Annotated in this window: 10 protein-coding genes; 2 read left to right on the top strand and 8 right to left on the bottom strand. The window is 54.2% G+C overall.

Translation table 11 applies throughout. The annotated features are described in order from the left end of the window. Positions 1-8 precede the first annotated feature (8 nt). The 8 genes from pcrA to QOR60_RS03980 all read right to left on the bottom strand — a co-directional run bounded on the left by pcrA (position 9) and on the right by QOR60_RS03980 (position 8,984). On the bottom strand, positions 9-2,258 hold the full coding sequence (gene pcrA, locus QOR60_RS04015; protein ID WP_283582211.1) for a DNA helicase PcrA: 2,250 nt from the start codon (positions 2,256-2,258) through the stop codon (positions 9-11). A gap of 102 nt (positions 2,259-2,360) precedes the next feature. Next, entirely contained in the window at positions 2,361-3,512 is a 1,152-nt protein-coding gene (locus tag QOR60_RS04010) for an ATP-grasp domain-containing protein (RefSeq protein ID WP_283582210.1), read from the bottom strand. Between the two features lie 84 nt (positions 3,513-3,596). After that, entirely contained in the window at positions 3,597-4,190 is a 594-nt protein-coding gene (locus QOR60_RS04005; protein ID WP_283582075.1) for a glycoside hydrolase family 73 protein, read from the bottom strand. Continuing rightward, the gene (locus QOR60_RS04000; protein WP_283582074.1) at positions 4,191-4,784 is read right to left on the bottom strand and encodes an ECF transporter S component; all 594 of its coding nucleotides are present in this window, start codon (positions 4,782-4,784) and stop codon (positions 4,191-4,193) included. Between the two features lie 137 nt (positions 4,785-4,921). Beyond that, positions 4,922-6,328, bottom strand: a complete 1,407-nt coding sequence (locus QOR60_RS03995) for a flavocytochrome c (RefSeq protein WP_283582073.1) — start codon at positions 6,326-6,328, stop codon at positions 4,922-4,924. Between the two features lie 14 nt (positions 6,329-6,342). Continuing rightward, positions 6,343-7,731, bottom strand: coding sequence for a class II fumarate hydratase (locus QOR60_RS03990; RefSeq protein ID WP_283582072.1), 1,389 nt, complete (start codon positions 7,729-7,731; stop codon positions 6,343-6,345). Positions 7,732-7,987: 256 nt separating this feature from the next. Beyond that, positions 7,988-8,467, bottom strand: coding sequence for a MarR family winged helix-turn-helix transcriptional regulator (locus QOR60_RS03985; RefSeq protein ID WP_283582071.1), 480 nt, complete (start codon positions 8,465-8,467; stop codon positions 7,988-7,990). Positions 8,468-8,549: 82 nt separating this feature from the next. Then, on the bottom strand, positions 8,550-8,984 hold the full coding sequence (locus QOR60_RS03980) for a CopY/TcrY family copper transport repressor (protein ID WP_283582070.1): 435 nt from the start codon (positions 8,982-8,984) through the stop codon (positions 8,550-8,552). Positions 8,985-9,125: 141 nt separating this feature from the next. Between QOR60_RS03980 and QOR60_RS03975 the strand changes: the two genes are divergently transcribed. Continuing rightward, positions 9,126-9,617 (top strand): TetR/AcrR family transcriptional regulator, encoded by a 492-nt coding sequence (locus QOR60_RS03975; RefSeq protein ID WP_283582069.1) that lies wholly within the window; start codon positions 9,126-9,128, stop codon positions 9,615-9,617. Between the two features lie 2 nt (positions 9,618-9,619). Continuing rightward, on the top strand, positions 9,620-10,681 hold the full coding sequence (locus QOR60_RS03970; protein WP_283582068.1) for an ABC transporter permease: 1,062 nt from the start codon (positions 9,620-9,622) through the stop codon (positions 10,679-10,681). Positions 10,682-10,685: the final 4 nt, after the last annotated feature.

The following is a 10,685-nucleotide window of genomic DNA, read 5'->3' as shown; positions in this document are numbered from 1 at the left end:
AATTCCTCCTAGGAAAGCTTGGTAATCGGGGCAAACGCAGCTAACAGCCGCTTAATCCCCTGTTCCTTAAACGCAATGTCGAGCTCAAGGTCTTCACCGCTGCCGTTAACCTTTACAACGGCCCCCTGACCCCACTTCTTATGCATCACGAGGTCGCCAACCTTCCAGGTCTGCTTGTCCGCCCCAGTACCCTGGGGCCGTTCCACCGTTCCGGCCGGCTGTTTATATGCCGGTTTCTTGTACGGGGCCGGGTGCGGCCGGTTGCCAAACGGCAGGTGGGCTTCATCCAGTTGCTGGCTCCGCTGGGTAAGGGTCGGGTTAGCCGGTTGTACCAGATCGTCATCAATCTCTTCAATGAAGCGGGACGGGATGTTGGCTTGCCGCCGCCCGTAGAGCATCCGGGAAAAAGCGTTGGTGAGGAAAAGTTCTTCCTGCGCCCGGGTAATTCCCACGTAGGCTAACCGGCGTTCTTCTTCCAACTCATCGTGGTCCTCGGCTGCCCGGGATAACGGGAAGAGGCCCTCTTCCATCCCAATCATGAAGACCACCGGGTATTCCAGTCCCTTGGCCGCATGGAGCGTCATCAGCGTGACCTCGTCGGCGTCCTCAATTTCATCCTGGGCTGAAACCAACGCCAGGCCGGCCAGGAAGTCCACGAACCGGTCGGCGTCCTCGTCTTCCGGTTGCCACTGGCGGTCAAAGTCCTGCGTTACGGTTAGAAATTCATTGACGTTTTCAATCCGGCTTTCATTTAATTCCTTGTTGGCCCGCAGAGCATCCATGTAGCCCGTTTCATCAAGAATCCGCTTTGTCAGTTCCGTAACGGTGGTGGTTTGCTCCGCGTCCTTAAACGCCCGCATCATCCGGGCAAAGGCCAACAGCCGGTTGGCAATCCGCGATGTAATCCCTTCAATTAACGGCGCACTTTCAGCCGCTGCCAACAACGACAGCTGGTTGGTTTCCGCAAAAGCCTGTAACTTATCGAGGGTACCGGCCCCAATCCCCCGTTTAGGCTCGTTAACCACCCGTTCAAAGCTGAGGGAATCGTCCGGGTTGGTCGCCAACCGGAGGTACGCCAAGACGTCCGCAATTTCTTTCCGTTCATAGAACTTGTGCGCCCCAACGATCTTGTACGGGACGTTCGCCTTCATCAGCGCTTCTTCCATCGTCCGGGACTGGGCGTTTGTTCGGTACAGCACGGCAAAATCCCGGTAGTGCCGCCCGTGCTCCTGCCGTTCACGGTTAATGTTTTTGATAACATAGTACGCTTCATCGTTGGCGTTATCTGCCCGGTAGTACTTAATCTTGTCCCCGGAAGCATTGTCCGTCCACAGCGCCTTCTCTTTCCGGTTGGTGTTATTCTTAATCACCGCGTTCGCCGCCGCAAGAATGGTCTTGGTTGAGCGGTAGTTTTGCTCCAGCTTAATGGTGGTGGCGTCCGGGTAATCGGCTTCAAAGTCCAGGATGTTTTGCATGTTGGCTCCCCGCCAGCCGTAAATACTCTGGTCAGCATCCCCAACAACGCACAGGTTCCGGTTGGCCTTCGCTAACATGGCAACCAGCTCGTACTGGGCCTGGTTGGTATCCTGGTATTCGTCGACGTGAATGTACTGGAACTTCCGCTGGTAGTAAGCCAGGGTATCAGGCGACTGCTTAAACAGCTGGATGGTCTTCATAATTAAGTCGTCAAAATCCATCGCCTGGTTGGTACGTAACCCCTCCTGGTACTCGCGGTAAACCTTGGCAACCACGTCCTGGAACGGGCCGACCGCCTTAGCCGCATATTCTTCCGGCGTTAGCATGTCATTTTTGGCGTTTGAAATGGCCCCCAGGACCCCCCGCGGATCGTACCGCTTAGGGTCAATGTTAAGGTCACTCATTATGTGCTTAATAAGGGTGCGTTGTTCACTGGCCCCCGCAACCGTGAAGGACCGGTCGTACCCAATCTCCCCGGCATTCCGCCGTAAAATCCGCATGCACAGGGCATGGAACGTCGATACCCAGATCTCGGCAGCATCTTCCCCGACAATCTGGTTTACCCGCGTCCGCATTTCCGTTGCGGCCTTGTTGGTGAACGTAATGGCCAAAATATTCCACGGATTAACGTTTTTTTCAGCAATCAAGTACGCCACCCGGTGCGTGAGGACCCGGGTTTTCCCACTTCCCGCTCCGGCAATTACTAAGAGTGGTCCCTCCGTCGTCTGGACCGCTTGGCGTTGCTGCGGGTTCAATCCCGCTAACAGGTCGTTTACTGCCACAAGTTCCACTTCTTTCTCCTTAATTAGCTAACCCCCATTATAACAAAAAAGCGGGCTGGCAGCCGCTCATCACCTCATGATGGCTCCTGCCAACCCACGTTCTTATTCAGCTTGTTTTGTCATTGCATCCCAGATTGCCGTTGAATCAATCTGATCCCGGGCATCCTTAATGGTTGGTGCCATTACCAACAGGTATCCGAGGGGCCGGTGTCCCTGCAGTGATTGCGGGTAACGGAAGAAGTTATACCGCCAGTTACTCTTCAACACCCACTGCGTCCGCAATGCAGGCATGTCCTCCTGCTCCACGATTACCATGGCCGTTGGCTCGAGAATTTCCGTCCGCGCCAGTGGCATGTTCGCAATCGCCCGGATATGCTGGGCAAACATACTGATGTTCATTGCCGCATCAAAAACGTATCCCGGCATAGACGGGGCCGGCACAATCCGCTTGACGTACAGCATTCCGTCCGCCGTCATAAAGTAGCTAATCTCAAACGTCCCGCGGGCCTTAAACTGCTGAACAATCTGCATTGATAACCGCTGAATTTCCTTTTCAACGTCACGGTCGATCTGCGCGGGCACAAGGGTCTCGTGCAGTCGGCCGTCGTGGTAGATGTTTTCGACAATCGGGAAGTAGTTCTGCGCCTTTTTCCCATCGCGGGTAACAATGACGGACAATTCCTTCGCAAACGGCACCCAGGTTTCCAGGATAAACGTGCCGCCCTGTTCCAGGAGACCCGCACACTTGGTGATGTCCGTCTGCCGCTTAATTATCATAAACCGGTCGTCTCCCGGCCGCTTTTGGACGGGTTTCAGCACGCACGGGTACCCAATCGAAGTAACCGCCTGGTACACATCATCCAACGTGATAATCGTCGCATACGGCGCAATGTTGACGTTCAACTGGTCGTAAAAGGCCCGCTCAAGCAACCGGTCCTGGGTGATTTCCAGTAACTCCGTCCCCTGGGGAACCTGCGTGTACTTGCTGACCACCTCAACGGCTTCCAGCGGGACCTTCTCTGATTCGTAGGTAACCGCATCACACCGCTGGGCGAAGTCTTGTATGCGTTGCTGGTCATCCATCCGCCCCACCATTGGAACGTCCGCTTCCGCAAGGGCGGGATTGCCCTCCTGCGTACAGTACACGACGACCTTAAACCCTAATTTCTTTGCTGCCCGGGCCAGCATGATTCCGTTCGGGCTATCACCAATAATCCCGACCGTGCTGCCCGGAAATAAAACCTCATCCGCCATCCACACAACGATCCTTTCATCCGCAAAACGTGCTTGTTTCACGTTATTTTACCACAAACATCCTACAAAAAAGTGTTCATCCTATTAATCATACCGGTCAAGGTGGTACTGCCGAATCAACCGGATTAGTTTCGCCGCATAGTCCGGATCACTCGCATACCCCCCGTTTTGCAGGGCACGCGCCGCCGCAACGTAACTCGGTGCCCGCAGGACCCCCGCATACCGCTGATTTCCCGCAAGTAACTCGTCGTGCGCCATCACGGCCGCCTGCCACGTAGGATACACCACAAAACTGGCCCGCACCGTAATCCACTGACCGTTAACGTATTCCTTAGTTAACATCATCGCCGAGTCCGTTCCGGTCCCCTTAACACCAAATAAGTTATTATACTTTCGCGCAAGCTCACTCTGGCCCCAGTCCGACTCCAACGCCGCTTGGGCCAGGGTAATGCTAGCCGGAACTCCGGTAACCCGCTGAGCGCGCTGGGCAACGGGCGCTACCTGTTTGATAAACACCTGCCGTTGCCGGTCAGCTGGCGTAACCGGCGTGGGTGGGGTTGCGCGGTGAACGCCCCAACCGACCAAACCGCACAGAAGCAGGAACACGATTGCCGTCACGCTCACGCCCCGCCGATGCCGCCGGACTATTCGCTTTACTTTTCGCCACCACCGGCGCATTTAATCACTCCCGTTTTCAAATCCCCGCCGGGCCAACGCCCAGGTAATCGGAGGAACGACCACCATTGCCAGAACCATCTCAGGAATCCCGTTGGTTGCCACCACCGTTAATAGATACGGTAACAACGCATGAACGGTCACCCCATACAATGCATGCGCGTGCCCCCGGTAGAGCAGGTAAATCAACCCCAGCACAAGCACGGTGTTCGTCAAAGAACCGCAGCCCGCCGCGATGGCCGCACCAAGCTGGCGGTGCTGGTTACGGAACCGCCGAAATACTAGTCCTGCAACCACCCCAACTAAGATCCGCGGGAGCACCGAAACGAGCGGATTAACCATTACCAGGGCTGCCAACGGACTTGTTGGCCAGCAAAACGCCCGGATCCAGTCAATTACTCCCCAAATCCCCCCGATTAACGCGCCAGCCCGGGGGCCAAGAATCACTGCCGCCACGGCCACCGTGACGGGAATGACCGTAATACTTAAAGGGCCAATTGGAATGTACCCCAAAAAAGGCACAACGTTTTGAATGACAATAATTGCCGCCAACAGTGTCAACACAACCATCCGACGCAACCGCTTCTTTGGCTTCATCAATTCACCCTCCTCATTGGCCCCTATTGTACTACATTTATACCCCAAAACGGGGATCACCGCTAGGGTCCCTTAAACCCCGTGCGGTCATCCCCGTTAATGACTACTAGTTTTTGTTGGTTAATTCCGCTAAGCGCCTATTTACCCTGGTGCTCCCGAACAAACCGGGTAATCTGCTTACCAGCCTGCTGGCCGAAGATTACGGTGTCGGCAATGGAGTTCCCCCCAATCCGATTGTTCCCGTGCAATCCACCGGCTACTTCCCCAGCGGCGTATAGTCCCGAAATAATCCGCCCATTCGTGTCGTACACGCGGGTTTGCGGATCGATGTGCAGGCCTCCCATGGAGTAATGGATGGCCGGAGCAATGTGGATGGCAAAGAACGGGCCGGCCGTGAACTGGTGATTCAACCCGGTTGTCCGGCCAAAGTCCGCGTCGTGCTGGTCGGCCACCACCGTGTTCCACCGGTCAACCGTGGCCGTCAGCTTATCAGCCGGAACACCAATTTTCTTAGCCAAGGCTTCAAGGGTTTCCCCGTGTTCAACTAACCCCACGCTGTCGTAGAAGTCGATGGCCTTCGCGTGGTCCCGCACGTCCTGGTTGAAGATCAGGTAGGCGCTCTTTTCCGGCAGGGCCGTAATCGCCGCGGAAACCACCTTCCGCGTTTCCAGTTCGTTAATGAACCGCTCGCCTTGGCCGTTAACCAGGATGGCCCCTTCGCCCCGAACGGCTTCCCCAATCAGGTATACGTGCGGGTTATCCTGCTGAACGGTCGGGTGAATCTGGATGAAGTTCATGTCAACGAGCTGGCCGTCAACCTCTTCTGCCAGTTTCAAACCGTCTCCAGTAGCCCCTTCCTGGTTGGTCGTCTTGTAGTTAACCAGGTCCGGCCGGTACTTCTTAATGAGGTCCTTCGCCGCCCCGAAACCACCAGTAGCGAGGAGCACTGCCCGGGATTTGATAGTCCGTTCCTGCCCGTTTTCGTCGGTAAGCTTTACCCCAGTGACCCGGTTGACATCATCGTGTAACAGCTGCGTAACCTTCGTGTTGTTAAAGACCGGCACGTTATCTTCTTGCACTACCTGCAACAGGTGCTTGATAAGGAACGCCCCGATTGGCGCCGTGCTGGCTGGCCGGTGAGCCCGCTTCCGACTCATCCCCCCGGTAATCGTGACGTCTTCGAGCTTAATTCCGTGGTCAAAGAGCCAGTCAACCGCAAGGGCGGCGTGTGATGTGAAGTAGTGTAACAGGTCCTGGTCGTTGAGCTTACCGCCGCCCTGGTACGTTTCGTTGTAGAAGTCGTCGATACTGTCGACGATGCCGTGGCGTAACTGCACGTTCGTTTCCGCCGCGTTCATTCCTGAAGAAGCCCGGTTGGAGTTCCCCCCTAACTTCTCCATCTTTTCAAAGACCGCCGGCTTCAGCCCGAGTTCCTTAGCCTGAATTGCGGCCACCAGCCCAGTTGCCCCGGACCCGACAATTACCACGTCGTATTGGTCTTTCAGCATGTTTGCGCCCCATGGTTGGTACCAAAACTTCGCCATTTCACTTACCTCCGTTAGTTATCCTGATCAATGTTTGTCATCTTCAGCGGATCAACCCACTCGTCAAACTGTTCGGCCGTCAGCTTCCCGGACTTCAGGGCTGCTTCCCGCAGGGTCGTCCCTTCCTTGTCGGCCTGCTGGGCAATCTTTGCGCTGTCGTGGTAGCCGATGTGCGGTGACAGGGCCGTTACGGTCATCAGGGAATTATCAACGAGTTCCTTCATCCGTTCCTCGTTAACCGTCATTCCGGCAATCATCTTGTCAGCAAAGCCCATCATCGTTCCCCGTAACAGGTCAGCTGATTCCAGGAAGGCCGCAATCATCACCGGCTTGTAAACGTTCATTTCAAAGTTCCCCTGGGAGCAAGCCACGTCAATCGTTACGTCGTTCCCCATTACACGGGTGGCCGCCATCGTAATGGCTTCCGCCTGCGTCGGGTTAACCTTCCCAGGCATGATGGAAGAACCTGGTTCGTTCGCCGGAATGTTTAATTCGTTGTATGCGGCCCGCGGACCAGATGCTAGGAACCGCACGTCGTTTGCAATCTTCATCAGGTCGGCAGCCAGGGACTTAATGGCCCCGTGAACCACGTTAATTCCGGAATGAGCGGCTAACCCATAGAACTTGTTGCTCTTCGCGGTAAAGTCAAACCCGTAGTATTCCTTAAACTTAGCGGCAATCATGTCGGCAAAGCCTGGTACGGCGTTTAACCCGGTCCCAACGGCCGTTCCCCCGATTGCCAGTTCAAGCAACGTATCGTCTAGTTCCTTTAAGTAGTCCAGGTCGTGCTGAACCATGCTGACCCAGCCACTCACTTCCTGCCCAAACGTCAGCGGTGTCGCGTCCTGTAAGTGGGTCCGGCCAATCTTAACGGTCTTCCAGTACTGCTTCTGCTTCTTGGTCAGCTCGTCAATCAGGTGTTGCGCAGCCTCTTCCAGCTGAGCAACCGCCTCAACCGCGGCCACGTTCATCGCCGTCGGGAAGGTATCGTTAGAACTCTGCCCCCGGTTAACGTCGTCGTTTGGCAGAATCTCGATGGACGGATCCAGCTGCATCGCCTTGTTTGCCACCACTTCGTTCACGTTCATGTTTGTTTGCGTTCCCGAACCTGTCTGGTAAACGTGCAGCGGGAAATCTGCCCGTAACTCATCATCACTAAGGGCAAGCAGACTGTCGACTGCCCGAATAATGAGCTCACCCTTTGCCTGGTCGATGTTCTTTAGTTCCAGGTTGGACTCAGCGGCGGCCTTCTTGATGTTTAACATTGCCCGAATAATGACAATTGGCATCAACTCGCCCGTTGGGAAATTGTTCCGGCTCCGCTCGGTCTGTGGCCCCCACAGTGCTTCGGCGGGAATCTTAACTGGACCTAGTGTGTCCTCTTCAATTCGGTATTCAGTCATTGTACTTCCTCCTTAAAGTGAGTTAATTGTTACCTATCCTACATCAAAAATAATACAGAATTGCCAGATTTGTGTCAACCCTTACATTAGCTTAACACCGCCATTTTTAGCGCAAAGTTCTTTTAAAAAGAGGACGGGATTTACATTCTACAATTCCTAGATTGTGAAAATATACATTTATTATTTTGAATTTAGTTCCTAGAAAAACGGCGACCCGAAATCATCCGGGCCGCCGCCTAACAAACCGGAAGACGCATTACTCCTTCCGCTTCTTGTTCTTGTTTTCCTCAACCTTCTTATCAAGACCAGACTTCCGCAAAAGTGCGATCGTCTCCTTCAACACCCGCTGGAAAGTAGCGATGTCATCGGACGAAACCTTTTCTCCCAGATCTTCTTGAAGATTCTTCCAGAAATCATCGCCCCCAGCCCGCATCATTGAGCGGTACTTGTCCGTAACAAACAGGTGGGCAACCCGCCGGTCCTTCTTGTCCATTACCCGATCGATTAACCCCAGGCTAATCAACTTCTTAACGTGGTAGTTGGTGTTCGGGGTCGACTGGTTCAACAGGTGAGAAACCGTCCCAATCGTTGGCTTTCCCAGTTGGTTAATGGCCTCAAGGTAACAAATATCGAACGCTCCAAGACGCTCCATTTCACTATCATCGTTGCCACTAATTACCTGGTGTAAATGTAATTGCTGACTTAAGTCCAACATTAACTTTTCAAATGCTGCCATTATCAATAACCTCCAATAACCTCTTAACTGTTTCTTAGTATATTACATTTTAGTTCTAACTACAAAACTATTTTACAAATTTTTATTTCTCGCGCTGACATTCCTGGGGTGGAAACAGACAATCACATGATAATGTCACCGGCGCAGTTGTTCGTTTAGCCTTTAGGAGGGCGACGAGCCGGTCAATATCCGTCGTTGTAAGGGGAACCTCCTGCACCACGTGGGCCAACGCCCGGCCAACATGACGTTGACAAATTTTATCGAAACTCATCTTTAATTGAGCATCAATTGTCGCCTGTTCTCCTACCGCTGCCCGGTACAAGTACCGCCGGCCACTCTTTTTAGCCGTAACGTATTCCTTATTTACCAACCGCCCCAGCAGCGTTTTAACGGTGGCATCCTTCCAGCCCTGTTTCTTGACCAGTAAATCCGCTAACTGCTTACTAGAAGCTTCGCCAAGCGACCACAACAAGCGCATGACCTCCCACTCCGCATTACTGATTTCACGCTGCGTCATTTTCTTCCCTCCTGACACTCCGATAGTTACCGTTATTCTACCATTCCCCGCCAAATCCGTTAATGTTGACACAGTGTCACCCACCGTGGTAGGCTGTGAATATCAATCGGTGACACGGTGTCACCAGAGAGGAACATTATAATGGCAACACCAACGTTTCATCACTTACCCGCCGCTAAACGGGAACGAATCCTCGCAGCGGCGCGGACCGAATTTTCCCACTACAGTCTTGCCGAAGCGCAGGTCGCCCGGATCATCAAGGACGCCCAGATTTCACGCGGTGCGTTTTATAAGTACTTTACCGGCCTCAAAGACGCCTACCAAAGCGTGTTTCAGGCTGCCATGACTGCCGTCCACGCCCCCGTTAAGCACGCGGTGACCGCTCCGGATGATCTCGACCAGTTCGTAACGGCCATCCTGCACTCCCCGTACGCTGCGTTTTTACGGTTGTACTTCACGGTCGATGAAGGGATTATCGCCGTCCACCCCGCCTTAACGGACCTGACGCCAGTCGCATGGGCGGCCACCGTCCTTGCCCACGAAACAGTGCGGGCAATCCTGATTACCCCCGCCGCCCAAAAAGCGCTAATCCACCGTTACGCCACCGTAATCAAGCACCTGAAGGAGGATTAACAATGTTTCTTGCACTTAAAGAAATCGCCCACGAAAAGCTCCGGTACGGGCTCATCATTGCCCTGGTAACGCTGGTAAGTTTCTTGATTTTCATCTTAACCAGCCTGGCCCAGGGACTTGCCAGCCAAAACACGGCCGCAATTAATTCGTGGCACACCCGCCAGATCGTCCTTAATAAGGATGCCAATACCAACCTCGCCCAGTCATTAATCACCACCCAGGACGCCGCTAAGCTCCGCCTCGGCGCCAACGAAGCGTACGTGGGGCAGGCCCCGGTAGTCTTAAAGGGTACCCACCGAGCCAAGCAGTCCGCCCAGTTCATTGGCCTGGAGCCCCACCAGTACATCGCCCAGCACCTCCAACTGGTGGCGGGTCACATGCCCAAAACAGACCACGAAATCGTTCTGGATACATCATTGAAAAATGCGGGCTACAAGCTTGGCGACCACGTTCGGTTAAATACGGTCGCCCACCGTTTCACCGTCGTTGGATTTACCAAAAACGCCAAGCTTAGCATTGCCCCGGTTATTTACGGCCGGTTAGCAAGCTGGCCACAGCTGAAAAACATTCCTGCCGGGTTCAAGGCGAGCGCCGTGGTGTCAAAGCGGGCAACCTTTAACGGTTCAATGGGGAATCTTACAACGGTGCCGGTTGCTAAGTTCATCCAGCAACTCCCCGGATACGCCGCCCAAAACATGACCTTTGAGTTTATGATTGGCTTTTTAATGGTGATTTCCCTGATCGTGATTGCGGTTTTCCTGTACATCATCACCATGCAAAAACTTCCCCAGTATGCCGTCCTGCGGGCCCAGGGAATCCCCACCCGGGTTTTGGTCAGCGCCGTCCTCATCCAGGCGGTGCTCCTAACGGTCATCGGACTCATCCTCGGCGCCGCACTAACGGCCGGCACGTTCCTGGTCGTTCCCGCCGCCGTCCCGTTAGCCGTCAACCTGCCCCTGCTTAGCGGCGTAAGCGTTGCGCTGATCGGAATGGCCCTCCTTGGAGCCCTAATTCCGGTTCGCACCATCCTCAAAGTTGATCCCGTAACAGTGATTGGAGGTTAATTCC

The organism is Ligilactobacillus hohenheimensis (assembly GCF_947381805.1).
In the GTDB taxonomy this organism is placed as follows: Bacteria; Bacillota; Bacilli; order Lactobacillales; family Lactobacillaceae; genus Ligilactobacillus; species Ligilactobacillus hohenheimensis.
Note: the sequence above shows the minus strand (reverse complement) of the source record. Positions and strands in the feature narration are given on the sequence as shown.